General features: G+C 60.5%; 20 protein-coding genes and 1 pseudogene. 8 read left to right on the top strand and 13 right to left on the bottom strand.

Going from position 1 to position 22425, the window contains the following annotated elements:
• Positions 1 to 12: 12 nt before the first annotated feature.
• From KYK83_RS11715 to KYK83_RS11705, 3 genes are read right to left on the bottom strand one after another with little or no spacing between them, the layout of a single operon-like run.
• Positions 13 to 1251, bottom strand: coding sequence for a thiolase family protein (locus KYK83_RS11715; RefSeq protein ID WP_011413165.1), 1239 nt, complete (start codon positions 1249 to 1251; stop codon positions 13 to 15).
• On the bottom strand, positions 1248 to 2048 hold the full coding sequence (locus KYK83_RS11710) for an enoyl-CoA hydratase/isomerase family protein (protein ID WP_222828363.1): 801 nt from the start codon (positions 2046 to 2048) through the stop codon (positions 1248 to 1250). The genes KYK83_RS11715 and KYK83_RS11710 overlap by 4 nt, the downstream gene beginning before the upstream one ends.
• A 23-nt stretch (positions 2049 to 2071) precedes the next feature.
• Entirely contained in the window at positions 2072 to 3616 is a 1545-nt protein-coding gene (locus tag KYK83_RS11705; RefSeq protein WP_222828362.1) for a class I adenylate-forming enzyme family protein, read from the bottom strand.
• Positions 3617 to 3912: 296 nt separating this feature from the next.
• Between KYK83_RS11705 and KYK83_RS11700 the strand changes: the two genes are divergently transcribed.
• A complete protein-coding gene (locus KYK83_RS11700; RefSeq protein ID WP_222828361.1) occupies positions 3913 to 5052 on the top strand; it encodes a CaiB/BaiF CoA transferase family protein in 1140 nt (379 codons plus the stop codon).
• Between the two features lie 651 nt (positions 5053 to 5703).
• Here KYK83_RS11700 and KYK83_RS11695 read toward each other — a convergent pair.
• Together KYK83_RS11695 and KYK83_RS11690 are read right to left on the bottom strand one after the other, a co-directional pair.
• Positions 5704 to 7089 carry an alkaline phosphatase D family protein gene (locus KYK83_RS11695; RefSeq protein ID WP_222828360.1) on the bottom strand — a complete coding sequence of 462 codons (1386 nt, stop codon included), beginning with the start codon at positions 7087 to 7089 and terminating at the stop codon, positions 5704 to 5706.
• The gene (locus KYK83_RS11690) at positions 7089 to 9404 is read right to left on the bottom strand and encodes a TonB-dependent receptor plug domain-containing protein (protein WP_222828359.1); all 2316 of its coding nucleotides are present in this window, start codon (positions 9402 to 9404) and stop codon (positions 7089 to 7091) included. Before KYK83_RS11690 ends, KYK83_RS11695 begins: the two co-directional genes overlap by 1 nt.
• Positions 9405 to 9545: 141 nt before the next feature.
• Here KYK83_RS11690 and KYK83_RS11685 point away from each other — a divergent pair, with 141 nt between their 5' ends.
• Positions 9546 to 10547, top strand: a complete 1002-nt coding sequence (locus tag KYK83_RS11685; RefSeq protein WP_011413158.1) for a DUF2855 family protein — start codon at positions 9546 to 9548, stop codon at positions 10545 to 10547.
• The gene (locus KYK83_RS11680; RefSeq protein ID WP_011413157.1) at positions 10544 to 10972 is read left to right on the top strand and encodes a PaaI family thioesterase; all 429 of its coding nucleotides are present in this window, start codon (positions 10544 to 10546) and stop codon (positions 10970 to 10972) included. The genes KYK83_RS11685 and KYK83_RS11680 overlap by 4 nt, the downstream gene beginning before the upstream one ends.
• Positions 10973 to 10980: 8 nt before the next feature.
• Here the strand turns inward: KYK83_RS11680 and KYK83_RS11675 are convergent, their stop codons facing one another.
• The 4 genes and pseudogenes from KYK83_RS11675 to KYK83_RS11660 form a co-directional block, all read right to left on the bottom strand.
• Positions 10981 to 11685 carry a LysR substrate-binding domain-containing protein gene (locus KYK83_RS11675; protein WP_222828358.1) on the bottom strand — a complete coding sequence of 235 codons (705 nt, stop codon included), beginning with the start codon at positions 11683 to 11685 and terminating at the stop codon, positions 10981 to 10983.
• A gap of 12 nt (positions 11686 to 11697) precedes the next feature.
• Positions 11698 to 11766, bottom strand: a pseudogene (locus KYK83_RS17620) (helix-turn-helix domain-containing protein); the annotation flags it as partial.
• Positions 11767 to 12191: 425 nt separating this feature from the next.
• On the bottom strand, positions 12192 to 12413 hold the full coding sequence (locus KYK83_RS11665) for a helix-turn-helix transcriptional regulator (protein ID WP_041685475.1): 222 nt from the start codon (positions 12411 to 12413) through the stop codon (positions 12192 to 12194).
• On the bottom strand, positions 12406 to 12897 hold the full coding sequence (locus KYK83_RS11660) for a hypothetical protein (protein ID WP_222828357.1): 492 nt from the start codon (positions 12895 to 12897) through the stop codon (positions 12406 to 12408). Before KYK83_RS11660 ends, KYK83_RS11665 begins: the two co-directional genes overlap by 8 nt.
• Before the next feature lie 352 nt (positions 12898 to 13249).
• Here KYK83_RS11660 and KYK83_RS11655 point away from each other — a divergent pair, with 352 nt between their 5' ends.
• Positions 13250 to 13834: a lytic transglycosylase domain-containing protein gene (locus tag KYK83_RS11655; RefSeq protein WP_222828383.1), complete on the top strand. Its 585-nt coding sequence runs from the start codon at positions 13250 to 13252 to the stop codon at positions 13832 to 13834.
• Positions 13810 to 14028 carry a DUF5818 domain-containing protein gene (locus KYK83_RS11650; RefSeq protein ID WP_011413095.1) on the top strand — a complete coding sequence of 73 codons (219 nt, stop codon included), beginning with the start codon at positions 13810 to 13812 and terminating at the stop codon, positions 14026 to 14028. The genes KYK83_RS11655 and KYK83_RS11650 overlap by 25 nt, the downstream gene beginning before the upstream one ends.
• An 18-nt stretch (positions 14029 to 14046) precedes the next feature.
• Here the strand turns inward: KYK83_RS11650 and KYK83_RS11645 are convergent, their stop codons facing one another.
• From KYK83_RS11645 to KYK83_RS11635, 3 genes are all read right to left on the bottom strand, one after another.
• On the bottom strand, positions 14047 to 15216 hold the full coding sequence (locus tag KYK83_RS11645) for a tyrosine-type recombinase/integrase (protein ID WP_233457121.1): 1170 nt from the start codon (positions 15214 to 15216) through the stop codon (positions 14047 to 14049).
• A 261-nt stretch (positions 15217 to 15477) separates the two neighbouring features.
• Positions 15478 to 15750 carry a hypothetical protein gene (locus tag KYK83_RS11640; RefSeq protein WP_222828356.1) on the bottom strand — a complete coding sequence of 91 codons (273 nt, stop codon included), beginning with the start codon at positions 15748 to 15750 and terminating at the stop codon, positions 15478 to 15480.
• Positions 15751 to 15803: 53 nt separating this feature from the next.
• Positions 15804 to 16427 (bottom strand): TetR/AcrR family transcriptional regulator, encoded by a 624-nt coding sequence (locus KYK83_RS11635; protein ID WP_222828355.1) that lies wholly within the window; start codon positions 16425 to 16427, stop codon positions 15804 to 15806.
• A 126-nt stretch (positions 16428 to 16553) separates the two neighbouring features.
• Here KYK83_RS11635 and KYK83_RS11630 point away from each other — a divergent pair, with 126 nt between their 5' ends.
• Positions 16554 to 18875 (top strand): TonB-dependent receptor, encoded by a 2322-nt coding sequence (locus KYK83_RS11630; RefSeq protein WP_222828354.1) that lies wholly within the window; start codon positions 16554 to 16556, stop codon positions 18873 to 18875.
• Positions 18876 to 18936: 61 nt separating this feature from the next.
• On the opposite strand, the gene KYK83_RS11625 is transcribed toward KYK83_RS11630, so the two are convergent.
• Entirely contained in the window at positions 18937 to 20241 is a 1305-nt protein-coding gene (locus KYK83_RS11625; RefSeq protein WP_248284413.1) for a sulfotransferase family protein, read from the bottom strand.
• 125 nt (positions 20242 to 20366) lie between these two features.
• Here KYK83_RS11625 and serS point away from each other — a divergent pair, with 125 nt between their 5' ends.
• Together serS and surE are read left to right on the top strand one after the other, a co-directional pair.
• Complete coding sequence (gene serS / locus KYK83_RS11620) at positions 20367 to 21647, top strand: serine--tRNA ligase (RefSeq protein WP_222828353.1); 1281 nt, start codon at positions 20367 to 20369, stop codon at positions 21645 to 21647.
• Complete coding sequence (gene surE, locus KYK83_RS11615) at positions 21647 to 22411, top strand: 5'/3'-nucleotidase SurE (RefSeq protein ID WP_222828352.1); 765 nt, start codon at positions 21647 to 21649, stop codon at positions 22409 to 22411. Before serS ends, surE begins: the two co-directional genes overlap by 1 nt.
• Positions 22412 to 22425: the final 14 nt, after the last annotated feature.

The raw sequence follows: 22425 nt of genomic DNA, 5'->3' as shown, positions 1-22425 counted from the left end.
ATTATCCGCTCCTTAACGACCAAGGATGGTGACTGCGACGACGGCTTCCTCCACGCCCAGAACCCCGCCGCCATTCTGCGCTACCGCGACCCGCGCTCCCTCGATCTGGCGAGCGCCGGCATCGCCACGCAGTTGCGACACCAGTTCGTAGATCTGACCGAGACCCGTCGCGCCGATCGGGTGCCCTTTGCATTCGAGGCCGCCCGACGGATTTACGGGGATGCGGCCGCCAATGACGGTGTCGCCACGCTCAGCAGCAATCCCTCCCTCGCCAGGCGGCACGAGGCCCAGAGCCTCAATTTCGATGATCTCGCCCATCGCCGTCGCGTCGTGCACTTCCGCAACGTCGACGTCTAACGGGCCGAGCCCCGCCATCGCATAGGCGCGCATTGCCGCCAGCCTTGTGACGTGCCGATCATAGTCGTAAGGGTCGCGCTCGGCACTGGTCTGGAGCACCGACGCAAGTACTCGGATTGCCCTGTCGTCAGACACCGCCAGCTTGCGCAAGCCTGCCGAGTTGCAGATCACCGCAGCCGCAGCGCCGTCACTGATCGGTGAGCACATCGGCAGTGTCAGCGGAAACACGATTGGCGGTGCGGCCAGCACGGCCTCTACCGTGTAGGGTTTGCGGTATTGAGCGAGCGGGTTGTGCGTCGAATGGACGTGGTTTTTGGCTGACACCGCTGCGATCTGCGCCTGCGTTGATCCGTAAGTGCGCATATGGGCGCGCGACATCGCAGCGTAGATGTCCATGAATACGCTGTAGGGTTGGTTTGACACCGACCCTTCTGGCACCTCAACGCCTTGGCCCATAGCGAGCAGTGTCTCGCGGCTGCACTCCGTCTCGTGCACGTCCCACGCCCCATCGAAAGCGCTGAACATCAAGGCCTTGTCAGGCGAGCACATCTTCTCCGCGCCGAGCGCGAGCACGATGTCCGCCATACCCGACCGGACATAAGCAGTCGCCATCGCGACCGCCGTCGAGGCTGTGGCGCAGGCATTCTCAACGTTGACAACTGGCACGCCCTGCATCCCAACCGCGCGTGCTACGAGCTCGCCACGGATCATGTCCTGCCCTTCCATGTGGCCCTGCACGCAGTTGCCAAAGAAGACCGCCTCGATGTCCTCCCGGCCGCATCCGGCATCGGCGAAAGCCCGAGCACAGGCGTCCGCCGACAGGTCCTTGAGGCTGCGGTCGAGTTGCCGACCGAACTGCGTCATGCCAACGCCGGCGATATAGATGTCGCTCATTTTCCTTTGAACTCCGGTTCGCGCTTCTCTGCGAACGCCGCTAGTCCCTCGCGCAGATCGTGTGAGGCAGCATAGGCTCCGATGATCTCGAGTTCCTGGCGCAGGCCATCTTCGAGGATGCAATCTCCAGCGATTGCGGCCAACTCCTTGATGTGCACAAGCCCAAGGGGACTCTTGGCGGCGAGCATTTCCACCACCGCCTGCGTTGAATCGACGAGCGCCTCCGCTGGCACCACCCTGCTCACAAGTCCTGCACGCTCCATCTCCCTCGCGGAGACGAATTCACCCGTCATCATGAGGTAGGTCGCGCGCGCCGGTCCGATCTTGCGGGGAAGGCGGATCGAGCCGCCACCGCCTGGCAGAAGGCCATAGTTGGCATGCGCGTCACCGAACCTGGCGTCTTCGGCAGACACCACAAGATCGCAGCACAATACGAGTTCGAGCCCGCCGGCAAGCGCCAATCCGTTGACCGCGGCAAGGACCGGCAAGCGCGACAACTCGATCCGCCTGAGCACGCGCCCGAGTTCCGCCAGGAAGTGCTCCAGTGGTTCCATGATCGACCCACCATAAGCATTGAGCGCGGCCAAGTCGGCTCCGGCGCAAAAGGCGCGTCCCGTCCCGGTGATGACGAATGCCCGCACCGCGGGATCGGCCTCGGCCGTCTCGATCGCCAACTCAAGATCGCGGGCCATTTCCAACGTCAGGCTGTTCAGCGCATCTGGACGATTTAGGTGCACCCATAAAGCCGCGCCACGCCTCTCAACGGTGATGGCTTCGAGCGACACGAGGTCTGCCACTTTTGAGTCAGGAGAAGTTGCCCTCATGCGCCTGAAACTCTGCTGGCCCGCCCCGCCCAGTAAGGCTCTCGGAGTTTCGATCGTAGCACTTTGCCGACGTTGCTGAGCGGCAGAGGTTCGGTGGTGAAGACGACCTTGCCGGGCTTCTTGAACGAACCCAACCGTTCGCTAACCAAATCGATTATTTCCTGCTCTGGCAATTCAGTGCCGGGCGCGACCACGACCAGCGCAAGCGGCGTTTCGCCCCACTTTTCATGAGGGATACCGAATACGGCGGCGGCAATCACTTGAGGATGATCGGCGATCACATTCTCGATTTCGGCCGGATAGATGTTGTATCCTCCCGACACGATCAGGTCGTTTGCGCGATCGAGCAGATAGAGGAACCCGTTTGCGTCGATGCGACCAATATCGCCAGTCTTTACCCAGCCGTCGACGAGGCGTAGCGCGGTCTCCTCAGGATCGTTCCAGAAGCCTTGCATCTGGCCGTTTTCGAACCGGGCGACAATTTCTCCGGGTTCGTCAGGCCCAAGAGCGCGACCGTCGGCATCACGGATTTCGAGATCAACAAAGCTCATCGCCCGGCCCACCGATTGGAGCGGCGTCGATCCTTCGGTTTCGCCGAACCATTCCTTTGGGCCTAGGGCAGTCACCGGCAGAATTTCGGTCTGTCCGTAAGCGGTGTGCAACACATCGTCTCCGAAAATCGAGCGGGCCTTACGCAACGTCGCTTCGGAAACTGGCGCAGAAGCACTGAGCAAACATCTCAAGCGCGGAAAAACGTGCCCACGCGGATTGCCGTGGTGAACAACTGCGTTGAGCATGGTCGGAGCGACGAACGCATAGCCGACCTCTTCGTGTTCCAGTATCTCGAGGAAGCTTGCCGGGTCAAACGCCTCCACCATAATGTTGCGGCTACCCACCGCCCAATAGGGAGAGAACATGAACCCGGAGGCGTGCGAAAGTGGCCCCACATGCAATACCGTCGCGCCTGGATCAGGTCTTGGTCCCACCTCCAGAAAGCCAGCGCAGCAAGTCATCCACGTGCGATGGGTATAGGCGACGCCCTTCGGCGCACCGGTCGTGCCCCCTGTGTGACGGATAACGCAATAATCATCTGGCGAGATGGTAGGGTCCGGATCCTGATCAGATGCCCGGGCGAGCCATTCCTCGTAAGTCCCGTCGCGCACGATCAGTCGCTTCAAGTCGGGCAATTCGGTCTCGAGTCCCGCGACCTCGGGCAAGAGCGCGTTGTCAACGAGCGCTAACCGGCAGTCGGTGTTGCGCATCATATGGGCATGGGATTCTCGGCGATTGCGGGCATAGAGCGGTACACGAACGAAATTGCCGATTGCTGCCGCGAGGAAAATGTCAGCCGCTTCAATCGAGTTCTTCTCCAGCGTGGCGATCTTGTCGCCCGGCCGCAGCCCCGCGTTCGTCAGCGCGTTCGCAAGCCGCACCCCCCGCGACCACGCTTCGGCAAAGCTGAATCGGCGCTCGCCGTGGACCAACGCTTCGTTGCAGGCGAAATAGCCGGCCGCCCGGCGGAGTTGGGTGCGCAATTCCATTAGCGCTGCCCCTTGCACGGGGCGGCGCTGCATCCGTTTGCGCAGTTTCCACGCATATGTATCCTCTCCATCGGATTTTCTCCGCTTAGACTTCAAACATCCCCGAAATGATCAGATTGGGTAAATCGTCACACCTGTCCAATTCATTATCCGCCGCTAATATTCCTCTAGTTCATGGTGGCAGGGCCCATTCAACATTCCATCTGGGAATATTTTGGAGCTTGAATGAATTTGATGCCCGATAATAGATCGGCGATGATCTCCGTAGTGTTCGAGCCATTGGAAAGAAATTGCAGATGTCGGGATGCGGTCCGCTCGCTGGTATCAGGGTCATCGAGATTGCCGGTATCGGTCCAGCGCCATTTTGCGGAATGTTGCTGGCAGATCTTGGAGCCGACGTTGTAGTTGTCGATCGTGTTATCCCTAATCGGGATACGATCGACCTTGGCCGTGAGGCGATTCTCAATCGCGGTAAGCGATTTGTATCCCTCGATTTGAAGCAGTCCGCAGCGGTCGAGCACGTCCTCGATCTTGTTGAGCACAGCCATGCGATCATCGAGGGCATGCGTCCTGGTGTAATGGAACGGTTGGGTCTTGGACCCGATGTTTGCCTCGATCGCAATCCGGCGCTCGTGTTCGGCCGGATGACTGGTTGGGGGCAGGATGGACCTCTCGCGCAGACCGCCGGCCACGACATCAACTATATCGCACTGTCCGGCGCGCTCTGGTATGCTGGCGAACCGGGTGCGCTTCCGATGGCACCTCCCGGACTCGTCGGCGACATCGGCGGTGGCGCGCTCTATCTGGCAGTCGGCCTGCTCGCCGCCATCCTTAGCGCCCGTGAATCGGGGAAAGGACAAGTCGTGGATGCCGCCATCGTGGATGGAAGCGCGCATATGATGAACCTGCTGCTCAGTTTGAAAGCAACAGGACATTTCGTCAACGAGCGCGGTCGCAGCATCCTTGACGGTCCGCACTGGTATTCGACCTATCGATGCGCGGACGATCGATACATCTCTCTGGGGTCGCTCGAACCGAAATTTTACACATTGCTTTGCCAGAAGCTGGGCATTGCGGATCAACCGGATTTTGCAAACGGCTACGATCCGGCCTGCTGGCCAGACCTCAGACATCGGTTCGAGGAACTATTCCGACGAAGGACGCGCGACGAATGGATGACCTTGCTGGAGGGGACCGATGCATGTTTCGCGCCGGTGTTAGATCCGGACGAAGCCGCTTCGCATCCGCATATGGCGGCCCGACAAATCTACAAGAAAATCGATGGAATCATTCAGGCAATGCCCTCGCCGCGCTTCTCGAACACACCGCCACCCGAGCCGACCGTCAAGTCGGCCGGGCCGAATCAGAAACGGACAATCTTGCAGCAATGGCGAACGACGCGCCGCCGCCATGTATCTCGATCGAAACTTTCGTGACATGAGCCGCAGTGCTCTCTCCACTGGTTTCAGAGTCGGACCGCCTTGCCACGTATGATCGTGACAGACGTCATGGGTCTCATTCCAGTCGAACCTCACAATCGATGGGTAAGGAGAACTTGTCGCACGTGCTAGGGCCGCTCAATTGATAGTTCGTCAGACGGCGGAAGCAGGGAGCCCGGCCAAGGCTGACAGCAATACTTGTGTTGAAGTATCCGCCGAGCGGGCTGTCAAAGGTGAGAACTCTGGAGAGCGAGAACCGTGGACTGCAGCGTACTAATGAGGCTGTGCGCAAAGCGTCGTGATATTTTGACCAGGCGGAGCAGTAAAGCGATGACTGCATTCATTGACGAGTATCGACGTAATTCGGGATCGAACCAATCTGCCGGGGCTCTGCCAATCTGGAGCATCTCGCCCGTCAAGCTGTACGCTCACGTTTGGCGAGAACCAAGAAGCTCAACCCGGCATCCCCCAATAGCGTTTCGGAAGTTAGATTCGTACGATCTACAAAGCCTAAACGCTCATTTCAAAACTAAATTCTCACCCCGGGCGCCCTGTCCTCGATAGCGAACCGGCGCAAATCGAAGCTGGCGCTATTGGGATCCGTCAGATCACGAACTGCGCGAAACCGGCCGTCGATCCGTTCAGCATCTATGTCGAGCAGAGTGTATCCGGCGTTATCATTATCATGGAAGCGGACCTGCGGATTGCGGCCCTGGATGCCTGTGAAGAGCTCTTCGGGGCCGCTGCGCGAGGCGAGACAGGACGTGACGATCTCGCTCGCGACCAACGACATCCCATCCACTCCGGATCGGATGGGATGTCGTTGGCCCAGAAGGAATGGACGTCGCCGCCAAGCAGCACCGCATTGCGCACCGCCGGCTGGCGCAGTGCAGCGATCAGGCGGTCGCGAGAGGCGGCGTAGCCATCCCAGATATCGGACCAGCGCGCATCGCCTCCGCCCGGCAAGGGCAGCCGCGAGACCATCGTCGCCTGACCGATCAGGCTCCAACGGGTGCGCTCGTTCGCCAGGCGATTGCGCAACCACGCCTCCTGTTCGAGCCCGAGCATGGTCGCCACCGGATCGAAGACCTCCGCGCAGTCCGCGATCACCTGCCCGCCGCGTCCACACGGCTGCGACGTGCGGAACTGGCGGCAGTCGAGAACCGAGAGGCTGGCTAGCGCGCCCCATTCGAATCTGCGCACAATGTCCGCCGCGCCATGCGGTGTTAAGCGGCGCGGCGATATCGGCATGTGTTCGAACCATGCCTGATAGGCAGCGGCCCTGCGCGCAACGAAAGCGGCAGGGTCTTCTGTGACGCTGCCCTGAAGCGAGGCATAGTCATTCTCTACCTCGTGATCGTCCCAGGTCGCGATGATCGGGAAGGCAGCGGTGGCGGCCTGCAGATCGGGATCGGTGCGGTAGAGCGCATGACGAACGCGATACTCGTCCAGCGTGAACGGATCGGGCGCGCCGAAACTGCGAACGTCGGGGCCGGTCCCGAAAGACTTCTCGTAGATGTAGTCTCCGACATGCAGGAGAACATTGATCTCCTGCGCGACCATGTCCCGATAGGCGGAAAACCAGCCATGTTCCCAATGCTGGCAGGCCGCGAGCGCGAGGCGCATGCGCGTGGCCTGCGGATCGATCGTGGCTGTGCGACCGATGGGGCTCGTCGCTCCATCGAGGTGAAAACGGTAGAAATAAGTGCGTGCTGGATCGAGGTCGACCGGCTCCACATGCACTGCGTGCCCGCGCGCAGGACTTGCGGTGACCGAACCACTGCGCACGATCCTGCGGAAACCATCGTCGTCGGCGATCTCCACACCGACCGTAGCAGTGCCCGACAGACCCAAAGGCCGAGTCCAGAGCACGAACCCATCAGGACGCGGATCGCCCGAGGCGACGCCGAGCATAAAGGGATCGCCATCGGCATATGGTTGCGGTTGCACAGCGATGGCCGTTACCGGAGACAGGAAGCGAGACGCAGCCAGCGCCAGCGCCGTCCGGCCAAGCAATGCGCGACGCGACACCATCAGAAATTCCCTCGTAGCTGCACGAAATAGCTACGCCCGTTGACGCCGAGCGGCGTCTCCTCGCCCGTGGGAAAGCTGCCGCCGGTTGCGGCGATGAAGCGCGCCTGATCAGCAATCTCTTCCGGCCGGTCGTCGAACAGGTTCTGCACGCCGGCGGTAAGCATGATCGCGGAAGACAGGGCGTAGCTCAGCGACAGGTCGAATGACGTGCCGCCATCGAAGGTCTGCGTCTCCACGAGCGGTTGCGAGGTGTAGGTGCCGAAACGGGTCAGCGCTGCACGTGCGCTCACTGACCGGTGCTCGACGACAGCCTGCACGGTTAGCTTGTCGCGCGGCTGCGCTTCGGTCAGGAACAAGATCGACTTCTCGCCGAGCAACGGCAGAGTCGGCAGCACCGGATTGGCGCGGAGACTTTCCAATTCCGTGTCATAGAGCGCGAAGCCGACATCCATGCTTGCCCGCGTTTCCGGACTGAGGCTGGCCGACCAGCGCGCGGTGGCCTCCACACCGGTAGTCCTGGTATCGACCGCGTTGGTGAAGAAGCGTACCTGCGAGAAGCCAACTATACCAGCGCCGGCCAGAATGGCATTCACCGCCGCCCCGCGCAGCTGTTCACTCAGCGCGATGCGATCATCGATTTGGATGTGAAACGCATCCAGGGTGAAAGCGAGGCGGGGCGTCGGCTCCAGCACGATACCCGCGCTGTAATTACGTGAGCGCTCGGGTCGCAGATCTCCCGCACCCAACGCGCGCGCGATCGGGTCGCTCACCGGCAGCGTCGCTACCGAAACCAGCTGCCCTGCCGAAAGTGCGCCCTGCACCGCGCTGAAATTCTGCTGTTGCAACGAAGGCGCGCGGAACGCAGTTCCGATCGCGCCGCGCAGCGCCAGGCCCTCTGTCAGATCGGCGCGGGCTGAAACCCGCCAGGTCGTCTCTCCACCGGAATCGTCATACTCGTCGTAACGGACCGCCCCGCCGATCAGCAGCGCCTCGATCGGGCGCAGCTCGGCGTCGAGATAGAATGCAAAGGCATCGCGCGCCTCATTCACCGGTCGGCGCGGAGCGAACCCCGCGAAACCGTCCGCACCGACTCCGGTCGAAGCGGCGGGTTCTCCCTCGCGGATGGCGTAGGTTTCGCGGCGGTACTGCGCGCCGGCGGCGATATTGCCTCCGGCGAGAAGTCCGAGCGAGCGCGAGACGCCGAAATCGGTGACATATTGTTCATAGGTCACGCCGCCCGAATCAAAGCTGGTCGGGCTGTCGAGACCCAGCGACACATTCACCGTATCGAAGACGCGGAAATCCGCCTCGTTGCGGCCGTAGGTCTGGCTCAGATCGAGCGCGAAGCCGCCGAGATCGGCGGAGATACCTAAGGTCCCGCTGCCATCCCAGATGTGCGGTTCGATGACCGGCAGGAAACCGTCGGGATAGAGCAGCGAGGTGCCGGGCACGCGAAAGCCCGCACCGTTGTTCGAAATTTTTTGCGCGACCGTGCCGAAACCGTAGAGTTCCGCGTCGCCGAGTGGCAGGCCGAAATTGACCGATCCGCCAAAAAGCGAGGCTTCCGGATCGCCTATCCGGTAGGTTACCCGGTCGAAGCGCTGATCGACAAAGGCGCGGTTGGTCGCTTCCTGCGCGCGGACCAATGCACTGAGAGTCAAATGACCGCCCCGACCGATCGGCAGCCCGCCGCTGGTCGAGGCGAGCCCGTTGAGCCCGTCGCCTTCCTCGGTGATGCCACCCAGCAGTTCGAACGAAGCGCCCTGGGCATCGTCCTTCAGGATGATGTTCACTACCCCGCCGATCGCGTCCGAGCCATACTGCGCTGCCGCGCCGTCGCGCAGGATCTCGATCCGCTGGATCGCGTTCTGAGGGATCGTGTCGAGATCGACGCCCGCCGATCCGCGCCCGATCGAATTGTTTACATTGAGCACGGCGTTGGTGTGGCGGCGCTTGCCGTTAACGAGCACGAGCGTCTGATCGGGCGACAGGCCGCGTAGCGTGATCGGCCGCGTGTTCGCCGCCGTGGCGGTGGTGGCCGCGCGCGGAGAATTGACCGACGGCTCGAGGAAATTCAGCGCGCGGTTGAGATCGGCATACCCGGTGGCGTTCAGCTCCTCTTCGCTGACAACGTCCACCGGTACAGCTGCCTCCAGTGCGCTACGTCCGGCGCTGCGGGTGCCGGTCACCACGATGGTATTGGCGGGGTCCTTCACGACCGGGCCCTCCGCTTCGGAAGGCAAATCCTGAGCTTGCAGAGGGGAGGTGACGATAGCGCCGGCGGTTATGGTTAAAGCGAGAAGCGCGAGATTCATCGTTGGCCCGATCCGATTTGCTGCAACTGCGAACGGGGCCGCATGTAACGAAGGCTTGGCCGGGCCGGGTATTGCGCAGACCGGCACGGTGTTGCTTGTCGGGCAACAGCAATTCTGCAACACTCCTGCTACAACCGCTCGATGGCGTGGCGATACGAGCTGGAGCGGGAAGATCTGCGATCTGACAGGATCGAGTGGAACCCCATCTTTCCTTTCAAACCGGGAGCGGTGCTGCAACTCGCGCTAACCGCCAATGTCGTGACCTATGCCCTGACCGGCGGTCAGTTCGGCTACTGGAAACTGTTTCCGACCGAGCCTCCCAGGATCGTGCCGCCTGCCTGGGGCGAGGTGCGCCTCGCCAATGGAACGATCGCTTACGGACTGGTTCCGATGGCATCGCACGCCATTCTGCGTCTTGAGCCAGCAAAAGGAGGATGGCGGGAAACGAGCGACGAGCGCGCGGCGGTCGACCGCGGATACAACAGATATCTTCCCGCGGCCGGTTCGCTCCGCGAGCGCGAAGATGCGCTGCTGTTTCGCCCGCTGGTAGTGCTGGGCCTCGTGCTCGATCGCTGGTTACGTGAGGAGAACTGGTTCGGAGCGTCACAGATCGCGGTGACCAGCGCGTCCAGCAAGAGCGCACTTGGCTATGCCCTACGCCACGGTGACGGTCCGCCGTTGCTCGGGCTGACGAGCGCGCGTAACCGGGATTTCGTCGAGCGCACAATGGTCTACGACAGCGTCGCGGCTCATGATGAGCTTCCGCAGCTTGCCGCCGGCACGCTCATCCTGGATTTTACCGGAGACCCTTCCCTTATCCGCGGTCTGAGCGAGCGGAACGGCGATGCCCTCCGTGTCGTGCGGATCGGGGCAACACATGCGGGAGCCGCCTCGTTGAACGACGATACCGTGTTTTTCGCACCGGAGCGGATCGGTAGGGAGATCGCGCTCAATGGCCTTGAGGTATTCGAACGTGATCGCGCGGCCGCGATTGCGGAATTCGCCTCGCGATCGACCGACTGGTTCATCCGCGAGCATGTCGACGGACCGGACGCGATCGTAGAAGCCTTTCGCGATTTGCTGACAGGGCGAGTATCGCCCGAACGGCTATTGATAGCTCGTCCTGAAGGAGCGTTCGAATGACCTTGCCCGACACACCGGAAGCTATGCGCGCCCATATCGAACGCGAAGGCGTCGCCGCCTCGCCCTTCACCAGCTTCTTGGGCCTGGAAGTCGTCCGCTGCTGGCAAGGAACCTGCGAACTGGCGCTAACCGTGCGTCCGGACCTAACCCAGTCGCACGGAACGCTACATAGCGGGGTGCTTTCAAGCCTGGCTGACATCGTGTGCGGTTTTGCTGCGGTTTCGCAATGCGGAGCGGTCGTTACTGCGAATGTGACGACGCATATGCTCGGCCCTGCACGTGTCGGTGACCGAGTGTATGCCAATGCAACGGTTAAACGCGCGGGTAAGCGTCAGGTGGTGGTGACTGCCGATTTCCATGCGAGCAATGGTGCCGAGGAAAGGCTTATCGTCACCGCCAGCGCCACCTTGGTGCGGATCGGCTAGAAGGTTGATCAACCAATTGCCGCGAAGCGATCGCCCGCCTTCCTTGCCTCCCTGCGCGCCCAATGGATGAAATGCGTTTCCGGTGCGGACGGACCCGCACGGCTGCGGCGCCGATAGAGTCTGTAATGCTCCCCGATCAGTCGCGACTGGCCGCACGGGACCAGCGAACCGCGGGCCAGGTGCTCCTCGCACATGAAAGGGATCGCGAGAGCGACGCCGAGTCCTGCAGCCGCGGCCTCGTATGCGAGCACATTCGTATCGAACAGTCGAACGTCGATCTCTTCGTGATCAAGACCGGCCAAGGCGAGCCAGCGCGGCCAGAGATTCTCCGGCAAGCGCGGCGCGAGTAGAGGAAGGCGAGCGATGTCGGCTTCGCCCAGTTCACCGCCTTGTTCTTCAATGAGCGATGGAGCGGAGACGGGGCACCCCAGAACTTCCAAGACGTTTTCCGAAAGGAGATCCGGATCCTGGAACGAGGCCCAGATCGCCAACTGTGCTTCCCCGGAACGCAGGATGTTCGGATCGCGGGTCGGTCGAACGTCGAGATGTACACCGGTTGTAAGAGCGAAATCGCCGCTTCGGGGAATCAGCCACCGCAGGGCGAGACTGTGCGATGCCGCTACGGTAAGAGTCGCGTCGCGCTTGGGGGTACCCATGGTTTGGACGCGACCGAGCGCTTCGATCGCTGCCTCGGCCGCATTGCGATAGGTCATTCCAGCCGCGGTGAGTTGCAGTCCGCCGTTCGAGCGATTGAACAGATCGATATCGAGAAAGGCCTCCAGCGCGGCGATCCTTCGACTGGTCGCTCACGGGCTGAGCGACAGCGTCGCCGCCCCTGCGCGCACCCCGCCCGCTTCCGCCACCGCTAAGAACGCCTCGATCGCTTCGAGGGGTGTACCTTTCTGGACACGAGACGGCGATAGCCGTCATCCGTTTAGTCTAGATGACAGGATCCGTTCCGCCATGCAGTTCTGGATCGAATGTAACATGTGGTGATGGGCCGCAGACTTTGTATTCTATCGAGTCGACGATATCGAAATGTCGACCCCAGATATCCATAGTTTTTGGCAGAAGCAGAATGTCCGGTTCAGACGTGACCATGGCTGAAACCGGAAAGTCTGCTCACGGCCCCATTCCTGTCTCCATCTGTGCGACAGCGCTCGTTTGAAGCCACAGATTGCGACGTCGAGGGTAATGTGTTCAGCATTCGCCAATAGGACTATGCGCTATCGAGGCGTTGGGATATCCAAACATCGATAGCTCGCTCTTCCCAAGCGACCGAATACCCACCGAGCTCCACCGGTCCCGGAAACTTGCCTTCGGCCATCCAGCGGTAGATCGTCGAACGGCCAAGCCCGACACGGTGCTGAACCTCGGGCAAGTGAATGAGCCGCGTCACCTGGCGTGGCTCTGTCGATCCTTTGTCGATCTCTTCACCCACGATGGCCTCCATCGGCAACGGTGAAGACATCGCCAAGCAGCGCATCCTTACGTTCGAGCTCATCGATGTGGTCTGAAAGCAGCCGTGCAACACGTTGCGCGGTGCCCTTGGCCCAACGCGGCTTCACCTCATGAACCTGGTTGCCCAAGACACGCTCGAGCGCTGAAGGCAGCTCGCCGGAAAAGTCCTCGAAAAATTGTGCGAGGTCCGATTGCAGCCACGCAATCGCGTGATCTCCGCTGCTGACGAGGAAAAGAAGCAGGTGTGCGTGCGGCGCGACGCCGCTCGCGGCGAGAATGCGCAGGGCTTCCCCTAGGCTGGCCGAGCGTTCACCGGCAAGGACGCGGCGCATAGCATCCTTATGGATCTGCGCGTCGCGCGCGATGTCGCAGCGGTGACGGCCGCTTGCTTCGACGGCAGCCAAAAGCAGCCGGGCGAGGTCGGCGCGAACCTGTTGTTCGGCAAAGAGCGCTATGTTGGTCATCGACGAATCCTTAGCTCCAGAGGTGATCAACTTACCGGCTAACCGCGAAGGAAGCCTGTAGGAAAACGAAAAGAACATTAAGAGAACATAGAGGAAGGAACGAATCAGCTTCCTTCGACGATTCGCGCGAATTCCGGTCGTGTTCGCGCATATGGCGGCACGCTTTGCGCCAAAGCCGGCACAGTAGGCGCTGCTCTGCGATCAGCCTGCGCGAATCCCGTCCATTGCCCCTTTCGACGTCGCGTTCTGTTTGGTCGGCAGCCCCAAAATCCAGTTCCCGATTTCCTACACCTCAGTGTTCTACTTATGTTCTCGCACGAGTCGAAACAAGGCGAAAGGTAGTGCGATGAGAATGTCCTTGGTGACCTGTGGGTGCGGTGCCTTTGCGATTGCGATCTCTGGATCTGCCTGCGCGCAGGAATTTCAGGTTTTCGATCACGACCTAGGCAAGGTTGAGGTTACAAGCGACCAAGGTCCCGGTGTCCACCCAACTGCGTTCTATCTCGGCAAGCCAGATGGCGAACCGGATCATATCGATCGAAGCTTCAAGGAAGCCCTGTACGAGCCACTCATTCGGCAAGCAGAAGCGCGATACTCGCTCCCCCCTCGCCTCCTCCTGGCTCTGGTGTGGCAAGAATCTCGCTTCAATCCCATGGCAATCAGTCCGGCTGGCGCGGCGGGGCTCGCTCAACTCATGCCGGGAACCGCGAGGCAACTTGGTGTCAGCAATCGCCACGATCCGGTTCAGAACATCGACGGTGGCGCGCGGTATCTGAAGCAGATGCTCGATCGCTTCGGCGCGATCCATCTCGCGCTGGCCGCTTACAACGCAGGCCCTGGCGCTGTGTCGCGAGCCGGCGGGATACCGAAAAATCGAGAAACACCTGGATATGTGAAGAGCGTTATCGCGCGATGGATGGCATACAGCTCGACATGAATGCGAATCGGAAAAGGATCAGCGGACGGCTCGAGCACCTTCCTCGGGGAGCTGCAATTGTAACTGATGCAGGGGATCACTGGGTTCTCGAGGGCTTTGAGCCGTCGAATGATGACTTCGGGTTTGAAGTCACCGCAGAGGGTGTTGTCGTCGGCCTTGATCGGCTGCGGGTAGATTGGCTGGGTGCCTGCTAGTCGAGAGTCGCTTGGCAATCAAAGCACAAGTTGCGCCAAGGCCTCCTCAGCGTCGTTTCGAACAAGATGCCCATAGTGGCGTTCGATCATAGCGACACTAGTATCCGCCATTTGCGCAACCGTAAGAATGGGAAGACCACCGCGAACCAAGTCGGTTATCACGCTGTGGCGCAAAGTGTATGCTGATGTTTGCGCAGGCAGCTCAGATGCTACCACAGCCTTCTTGATCGGACCCTTCCACATATCTTTCGACCATGGGATGCCGTCACTACGAGTAAACAACCATGCAGAAGGCAGCTTGCTTTTGGACTGCTCGCTCAAGAAGCTGGCGATGCTTTCCGGCACCGATATCTGTCGGGGCACGCCGTTCTTGTCGGACCCGATTGTAAGTGTTCTCGTCCGTTTCTCAAAGTTGCTCACATTGAGCGCAGCCAACGCACCCGGCCGAAGCGGAAGCAAACACAGTGCACGCACGAATGGTTCAATATCGGCGTCGAGCTCCGCAAGCAGCCGACGACGTTCTTGCCTGTCCAGATAGAGGTCTCGCCTCCTATCGGCGCCTTTGATGGGCTTCAACGCCTCTTGCCACGCCGCGTCTGTCTTCGGTGCGCCGGGCGGTAAAATTCGCCAAAGCGCTGCGCGAAGCGGCACCATATCTCGGTTGATCGTGGCAGCCGAACGGACCTTGACTCGTTTCTCGCCTTTCTTGCTTCGACTGATCAATGCGGGAGTATCTTCCAGGCGCTTTCGCCAGTCGCGAAGGTGTCGTCTCCGAAGCTTGGAGAGCTTGATCCGCGCGAGTGGATCGCCGAAAACATGGCGGCGAAACACGCCCTCTGCGATCGAGCCTGGCTTTTCGCTCAAATAGGCTCGACATGCGTCGGCCACGGTCTCAAGCTTCTCAACTTGGATGCCTCCGCTCTCGACGAGTTCCGCAAACGCCTCGGCTTCTTTCCTCGCCGCAGCAAATACGTCGTTGCCAGTGAGAGATCCAAACCGTCCGAGCGCCTTTCGGCGATACTTCCGCAGATCCTCATCGTAAGCGCGAGCGAACCAGGTTCCATGGCTTCCAAGTTTGGAGGGCCTATACCCGACATACCAGCCGGCTTGGAGGCGCTGCCAATAAGGCTCCTTGTCCGCTCTCGGCTTCAATTTGTCGCGCGATCCGATCTTGCTGAGGTCCGGCAAGCCATCCTCCATCCGCGCCGCAAATCGAAAAAGTATGAAAAAAGTATGAAAAACTTATGCGCACGCTTGAGGATGACCATAGACGAAAGATCCTGTTTTTCAAGTATAATTTTCGTCCGCATGCTTCCGCATGTGTCCTAAAACCCATCTTTCACACGGGTGGGGTCGCAAGTTCAATCCTTGCCGCGCCCACCATTTCCGCCCTTACCAATGCAAAAGGCCGCCCTCACAGGACGGCCTTCGCATCTCGTCGTCGATAGATCAGGCGACTTTCGCGGACTTTGCGGACTTGGTCTTGTGCGGGGCTGTCGATGTCGCAGGAGGCGTAGTTGCTTCGTTCTCCGCATTCCGCTTGTCGAAATGCTTCTTCGCGAAATAGCCGCCTGCGCCCAGTACCACCATTGCAGGCAGGCTGAGACGCCGGATGGCCGTGGCGGCCACTACACCAAGCGCAGCACCTGCCGGTCCTCCGACACCGCGGGTTTGTTTGGCGACCCTGTCGCCGACGACTGCTCCGATAATCTTGCCGATCATGTCGATTTCTCCTTTGGGCACTGAACGGTCTGGCCCGTCGGGAGTTCCGCGGATCAATCCCCGGATGAAGCGATGCCATGCGCCAGCAAATCGTTGGCGCGCCGCGCGATTTCTTCGAAAGCCGGGTCGCCCTCTCGCGCCCATATCGCATAGCGTAACCCCAGAAATACGTTCATCCCCATAACCGCCCAGGCTTCCGGCGCGCCGAGACCGGATATGAACTCGCCGTTATCGTCGCCTGCCTTCAGCCGCTCTTCAATACGCGTGCCGATGGTTTCGTAATGTGCGCGGTAGCTGTCGGGATCGACGAATTCCGCCTCGTCGATAATGCGGTAGATTTCCTTGTTCTCCGACGCGAAGGAAAGAAACGCGTGCAGCGCCGCATGTTCGATTTCCAGCGCCCCCATCGATGGCGAAAGCGCTTGGCGCGCGGCCCGGCCCACGCCTTCGCTCATGTCCGAAACCAGCGCCCGGAAAATCGCGTCCTTGCTATCGAAATAGGTGTAGAAACTGCCCAGCGCCACCCCCGCACGGCGGGTAATGCCGCTGATCGACGCATCGTGAAATCCGTGATCTGCGAACTCCCTCGTCGCTGCATCGAGCAGTTTGCGCAGCGTCTTTCGCCCACGTTCCGTACGGGGCGCCTTGGCTTGGTCGGGCCCCTGCTCAGCCTTCATTTCAATCCCCCTCGCATGGCTCGACGCTACCGATGCCATCCACTCGACGCAACAACAAACTTGAAAGGTGGTTCAGGTTTCAGTATCAGGGAGGCATATAAAGAAATTGGGAGGGAGATCCACATTATGAAAGCCACCAGATTCCTCGTTGCGGGCCTGCTTGGCAGCGCCGCAACCGCCGCGTTCCTTACAGCGCCCGCGTCTGCCCAGACCGCGGACGCACACCAGGCGGCCCCTGTCGTGGATGACGATAAAGTTATCGTGGTGACAGCGCGCCGGCGTGAGGAGAGCATCCAGGACGTACCGCTTTCCATCACTGCCATCTCCGGCGAAGCACTGGCCAAAAATGGCACGCTCGAGATCACCGAGATAGCGCAGGAAGTGCCCAACCTCACGCTCGAGGTCAGCCGCGGCACCAATACAACCTTGACCGCATTCATTCGCGGCGTCGGTCAGCAGGATCCTGTGGCTGGCTTCGAAGCCGGAGTGGGACTCTATGTTGACGACATCTACCTGAACCGCCCGCAAGGTGCCGTGCTCGATATCTACGATGTCGAGCGGATTGAAGTTCTACGCGGACCGCAGGGCACTCTGTACGGCCGCAACACGATCGGCGGCGCGATCAAATACGTCACGGCCGCCCTGCCCGACGAGACCGAGATCAAGGTCCGTGGGACCTACGGATCTTATAATCAGGCAGATCTGATCGTCACCGCATCGACACCAGTGTCCGATAGCCTGAAGGTGGGTGTCAGCGGTGCCCGGCTGTCGCGCGGCGGTTTCGGCGACAATCTGGTTCAGGAAGGTGTCGAAAACTACAACAAGGATGTCTGGGGGGCCCGCGGCACGATCGAATTCGACAATGGCCCTCTCTTCATCCGCCTGTCTGGCGATTATGTGAAAGACAATTCGGACCCGCGCCAGGGCCACCGCCTGCTGCCGGGTGCATTTTCCGGCGCGCCCGTCCTCGACGATGTCTATGATACCCGCGCCGGGCTTGATGTCGTGGATCAGGAGGTCGAAGCCTATGGCGGCGGCCTGACCATCGCGTATGAGCTGAATGACACCATGACGGTCAAGTCGATCACCGGCTATCGCAAGGATCATTCGACCACTCCCATCGATTTCGACAGCCTGCCCCAGGCCGATCTCGATGTGCCCGCCATCTACCGCAACAAGCAATTCAGCCAGGAACTCCAGTTCCTTTATGAAGGTGATCGCCTATCGGGCGTCCTTGGTGCCTACTATCTCGATGCCAGTGCCTTCACTGCATTCGATGTGGCACTGTTCACGACGGGCGCCATTCCGTCCGTGAATCTTCCCGGCCTCAATGCGCAGACGCTGGGTGATGTCGATACCAAGACCTGGTCGATATTCGGCGATTTCACCTACGATCTGACCGATCAGTTCAGTCTCTCGCTTGGAGGCCGCTATACATGGGACAAGCGGACCAGTCGCATCCTGCGCACCACGTTCGTCGGCGGGTATTCCGATCTTTTCCCGCCCACTGACGCGGTCCCGATTGCTGTCACGAGCGACTTCAACGGCAGTGCTACGTTCAAGGAATTCACCCCGCGCGCCTCGCTCTCTTTCAAACCGAACGCTAATCACACTTTCTACGCCACCTATTCGAAAGGCTTCAAGGGCGGCGGTTTCGATCCGCGCGGCCAGACCAGCCAGGCGCCGGACCTCGATGGCGATGGCGATATCGACTATGCGGACCAGTATGAATTTCTCAGCTTCGCGCCCGAAACGGTCGACAGCTACGAAATCGGCTGGAAAGCCTCCCTGCTCGACGACAGTCTGTTCATCAGCCTGGCCGCTTTCAAAGGCGATTACACCGACGTGCAGATCCCTGGCTCGGTCGGCGTCGACAGCAACGGCGATGGCATCAGCGACAGCTTCGTGGGCATCACATCCAATGCGGGCGATGCGGACGTCAACGGCGTCGAATTCGAAGGGCGGGCCGTTGTCGGCCGCAATTTTGCCGGACCCGGCAGCCGCCTGACCTTCAACTGGGCGCTGGGCGTGCTGGATGCCAAATACAACACATTCATCGACGCTCTCGGCAATGACGTTGCGGATCAGCGCGTATTCCAGAACACCCCCGATGTGACCGTAAATACCGGGTTCGATCTGGGCATTCCCGTGGCCAGCGGGATCGTGGATTTCCTCGGTTCGGTCTCGCTGCGCTCAGACGCGAGCCAGTTCGAACTGCCCGGGCCGCTTGATCAGGATGGTTATGCATTGGTCGATGCCAGCATCGTCTACACCGACGACAGTGATCGCTGGTCCATCGGGGTCCATGGGAAAAACCTCTTCGATCAGCGCTACATCGTGTCCGGATACGATTTCGTCACCGGATCCGTCCTCGGGCTGGAGGGTAACCTGACTGCCTTCTACGGCGATCCGCGCCGCGTATTCGTGACTGGACAGGTCAAATTCTGACCACACGAAAACTCAGCGGGATGTAAATGCAAGGGGTGGAGCGATTGCTCCGCCCCTTTCGTCATGCGCCTGACCGAAGACGCTTCGCATCGCTAATCGGCGTGCCAGTCGGAATACCATAAGTCTCGGTATAATCGGCGAACCGTTCACTCACCTCTTGTTCCCTTAGCCCGAATTGCTCCAGACTGTAACGGTGCGGTCGGCGCTTGAGCCTCGCCGAACGGTCGAGATAGCGCTGCATGGCGGGGATTGCCGGCGCCATATCGAGTCCGAGGAAGCGGTAGACACGTTCCATCGTTCCGCGCCAGTCGCTTTCCATATCCTCGTACTGGATGTCGATCATGCGGTTGGCCGGAATCAGGTCGCGCGAAGATCGCATCCGTTCGATCATGGTGGCGGTCTTGCCCAACCATTCCCGGCCCGTACGCGCAGCGTCGCAGTGATCCGAATAGATGATCTGCTGATTCCAGGCCAGCGAGGCTGCGCTGGCCACGAACTGCTTCGGATCGCGATGAGTGAATATCAACCGTGCATCGGGAAACACTTCGAGCAAGGCTGGCAGGTCGAGCATATGTTGCGGCGTTTTCAGGATCCACGGGCGCAGGGAACTTTCCTGCTGTGACCAGCCGATCAGACGCAGAAGGTTCGCCATGTGACGATATGCGGGGACCGGGTCTTCGTCTTCGCACCACTGCGCATAGGAGGGCACGTGCCACTGGGCGTCGTGTTTCATGCTCCACATGCTCGCCACCAGCAGACCGAGTTCCTCTTCAGGTTCATACGGGCCGGTGGGATGGATGGAGAGAGTGCGCGGATTGGCCAGCCTCGCAACCTTCATGATCCGGCTGGCCAGCTTCGGGCGGAAATCCTTTTTTTCTCCGGCCAGCACCTGTTCGAACTCCGGACGTGGTACCGGGCTGATCGTCTCGAAACTGCGCAGATGCGCGAAACGTTTGTCTCCCGCCAACAGACGATGAAGGCGCGTCGTTCCGGACCGCATGGGCCCGACGATCACAACCGGGTTCCTCAATGGCCGAGCCAGAATTTCAGGGTGCCGCTTGAACCACATCTGCGCATACAGCCGATCGCGCAAAATATGGTGAAATTGCTTCATAGCGGACAGGTCGCCTGCCGCGTTGAGCCGCGCTTCGCCCTTCACGCTGTCCAGTAGCGCATCGAAGGGCCGCTCGAACCAGTCATCGCCGAAATCATCGAGGCCGGTTGCCTGCATCGCACCGTCCAGCAATGCATTCTTATCCAGTAGGGCGGGATCTATCGCCCCTAGCTTGCGACCCGCTCTTATTACGCCATCGGCCACGTCGATGAAATGCGTACGTCGCGGCGGCTGGATTGGCTGGTCGATCAAGGTGGGGCCTCTCGAACTGTGGTAGGTGCCCCTCAACGTATTCTTCGACAAGTCGTGCCCGCAAAAGGGGGGCCACGCGGGAAGTGGCTGGCCAATCATGGTACGAAAAGGCATAGGCCGCGACCATGCACGACATCGCCTATATCAGAGCCAATCCGCAAGCTTTCGACGCCGCTCTTGCACGTCGCGGCGCCGATCCTGTGGCGGATCGCATTATCGCCCTCGACGCAAAAAAGCGCGAGGCAAGCACCAAGGTCCAGCAGGCGCAGAGCCGCCGCAATGACGCCTCCAAGGCGATCGGACAGGCCATGGGCCAGGGCGACAAGGACAAGGCCGAAGCGCTCAAGGCCGAAGTTGCCGAAATCAAGGCCAGCATGCCGCAATGGGAAGATGCCGCCAGTGCCGCCGGCAGCGAACTCGACGATCTGCTCGCTACGCTTCCCAACCTTCCCGCCGACGACGTGCCCGATGGGAAGGACGAGGCTGACAATGTCGAAGTCCATCAATGGGGCAAAAAGCGCGCATTCGATTTCGAACCGAAAGAACATGCCGATCTCGGCCCTGCGCTGGGTATGGACTTCGAAACCGGGGCCAAGCTGTCGGGCGCCCGCTTCACTTTCCTGCGCGGCGACATGGCGCGGCTCCACCGCGCGCTGGCGCAGTTCATGCTGGATACGCAGACCCGCAAGAACGGCTATACCGAGTGCAACCCGCCGGTCCTGGTCAATGACGACGCCATGTATGGCACCGACAAATTGCCCAAGTTTGCCGAAGACAGCTTCCGCACGACCGACGACCGCTGGCTGATACCGACGTCGGAAGTTTCGCTGACGGCTTCTGTTGCGGGTGAGATCCTGCCCGACCTCACCCAACCGATCCGATTGACGGCGCACACCTTGTGCTTCCGCTCGGAAGCAGGCGCCGCGGGCCGCGATACGCGCGGCTTCATCCGCCAGCATCAGTTCGAAAAGGTGGAGATGGTCAGTATCTGCCGCCCTGAGGATAGCGCTGCCGAACACGAGCGTATGACAGAGTGCGCCGAACAGCTACTTCAAACGCTTGATCTGCCATACCGCCGCGTACTGTTGTGCACCGGCGACATGGGTTTCGGCGCGAGAAAGACATACGATCTGGAAGTCTGGCTGCCTGGCCAGGGCGCGTGGCGCGAGATCTCCTCCTGCTCGAATACGGGAGATTTCCAGGCTCGCCGCATGAACGCACGCTATCGCCCGGAAGGTGAAAAGAAGACCGCTTTCGTTCACACTCTCAACGGCTCTGGGCTTGCAGTCGGGCGCACCTTGGTGGCTGTGATGGAAAATTACCAGAACGCCGATGGCAGCGTTACCGTGCCGGATGCGCTCAAGCCCTATATGGGCGGAGTAGACAGGCTGGAGGCCGTATCCTGATGCGAATCCTCCTTACCAATGATGATGGCATTCACGCTCCTGGCCTCAAGGTTCTGGAAGGCATCGCACGCCAGTTCAGCGACGATATCTGGATCTGCGCCCCGGACGAAGAACAGTCGGGCATGGGACACGCCCTTACACTCGCGCGCCCCGTGCGGCTCCGCAAGCACGACGATCGCCGCTTTTCCGTGACCGGGACACCCACCGACGCAGTGACCATGGGCATGCGCAAGGTCATGGACGCGCAACCTGATGTGATTTTGTCAGGCGTCAATCGCGGTGCCAATCTGGCTGACGACATCACCTATTCCGGCACTGTCTCGGCCGCGATTGAAGGAGCACTAGCCGGCATCCGCTCAATCGCGCTCAGTCAGGTTTATGCGAAGGAAGGCATGGGCGCGGACGTCCCGTTCAGCGCCGCCATCGAATGGGGTGCCAAGGTGCTGGCGCCGCTGCTCGACACACCGCTGCCGCAGCGCACACTCGTCAATGTTAACTTCCCACCCCTTCCCCCAGCGGAAGTCAAAGGTATCCGCGCAGTTCGGCAAGGTTTCCATGACTACTCGCGCGGAACCGTAGTCGAGGGCCGCGACCCGCGAGGGTTCAAATACTACTGGTTTGGCTTGGAAGCGATCGAACACACGCTGGATCATGGCACTGATCTGGAGGCGATCGACGAAGGTTATATTTCGGTCACCCCCCTCCAGCTGGACCTGACCCACCACTCGTCGCTCGGCGCGCTCGCAGACCGTTTTACCTCGTAAGCGCGATTATGTTG

Source organism: Qipengyuania pacifica (genome assembly GCF_019857205.1).
Lineage (GTDB): Bacteria > Pseudomonadota > Alphaproteobacteria > Sphingomonadales > Sphingomonadaceae > Qipengyuania > Qipengyuania pacifica.
Note: the sequence above shows the minus strand (reverse complement) of the source record. Positions and strands in the feature narration are given on the sequence as shown.

What these genes read in the sequence shown, in the direction of transcription:
- KYK83_RS11690 (WP_222828359.1), bottom strand. Translation starts at nt 9,404, where the DNA reads ATGAATCTCGCGCTTCTCGCTTTAACCATAACCGCCGGCGCTATCGTC.
- KYK83_RS11635 (WP_222828355.1), bottom strand. Translation starts at nt 16,427, where the DNA reads ATGAAGGCTGAGCAGGGGCCCGACCAAGCCAAGGCGCCCCGTACGGAA.
- surE (WP_222828352.1), top strand. Translation starts at nt 21,647, where the DNA reads ATGCGAATCCTCCTTACCAATGATGATGGCATTCACGCTCCTGGCCTC.
- KYK83_RS11630 (WP_222828354.1), top strand. Translation starts at nt 16,554, where the DNA reads ATGAAAGCCACCAGATTCCTCGTTGCGGGCCTGCTTGGCAGCGCCGCA.
- KYK83_RS11655 (WP_222828383.1), top strand. Translation starts at nt 13,250, where the DNA reads ATGTCCTTGGTGACCTGTGGGTGCGGTGCCTTTGCGATTGCGATCTCT.
- KYK83_RS11640 (WP_222828356.1), bottom strand. Translation starts at nt 15,750, where the DNA reads ATGATCGGCAAGATTATCGGAGCAGTCGTCGGCGACAGGGTCGCCAAA.
- KYK83_RS11705 (WP_222828362.1), bottom strand. Translation starts at nt 3,616, where the DNA reads ATGGAATTGCGCACCCAACTCCGCCGGGCGGCCGGCTATTTCGCCTGC.
- KYK83_RS11680 (WP_011413157.1), top strand. Translation starts at nt 10,544, where the DNA reads ATGACCTTGCCCGACACACCGGAAGCTATGCGCGCCCATATCGAACGC.
- KYK83_RS11700 (WP_222828361.1), top strand. Translation starts at nt 3,913, where the DNA reads ATGTCGGGATGCGGTCCGCTCGCTGGTATCAGGGTCATCGAGATTGCC.
- serS (WP_222828353.1), top strand. Translation starts at nt 20,367, where the DNA reads ATGCACGACATCGCCTATATCAGAGCCAATCCGCAAGCTTTCGACGCC.
- KYK83_RS11685 (WP_011413158.1), top strand. Translation starts at nt 9,546, where the DNA reads ATGGCGTGGCGATACGAGCTGGAGCGGGAAGATCTGCGATCTGACAGG.
- KYK83_RS11675 (WP_222828358.1), bottom strand. Translation starts at nt 11,685, where the DNA reads ATGACCTATCGCAATGCGGCCGAGGCAGCGATCGAAGCGCTCGGTCGC.
- KYK83_RS11660 (WP_222828357.1), bottom strand. Translation starts at nt 12,897, where the DNA reads ATGACCAACATAGCGCTCTTTGCCGAACAACAGGTTCGCGCCGACCTC.
- KYK83_RS11715 (WP_011413165.1), bottom strand. Translation starts at nt 1,251, where the DNA reads ATGAGCGACATCTATATCGCCGGCGTTGGCATGACGCAGTTCGGTCGG.
- KYK83_RS11695 (WP_222828360.1), bottom strand. Translation starts at nt 7,089, where the DNA reads ATGGTGTCGCGTCGCGCATTGCTTGGCCGGACGGCGCTGGCGCTGGCT.
- KYK83_RS11650 (WP_011413095.1), top strand. Translation starts at nt 13,810, where the DNA reads ATGGATGGCATACAGCTCGACATGAATGCGAATCGGAAAAGGATCAGC.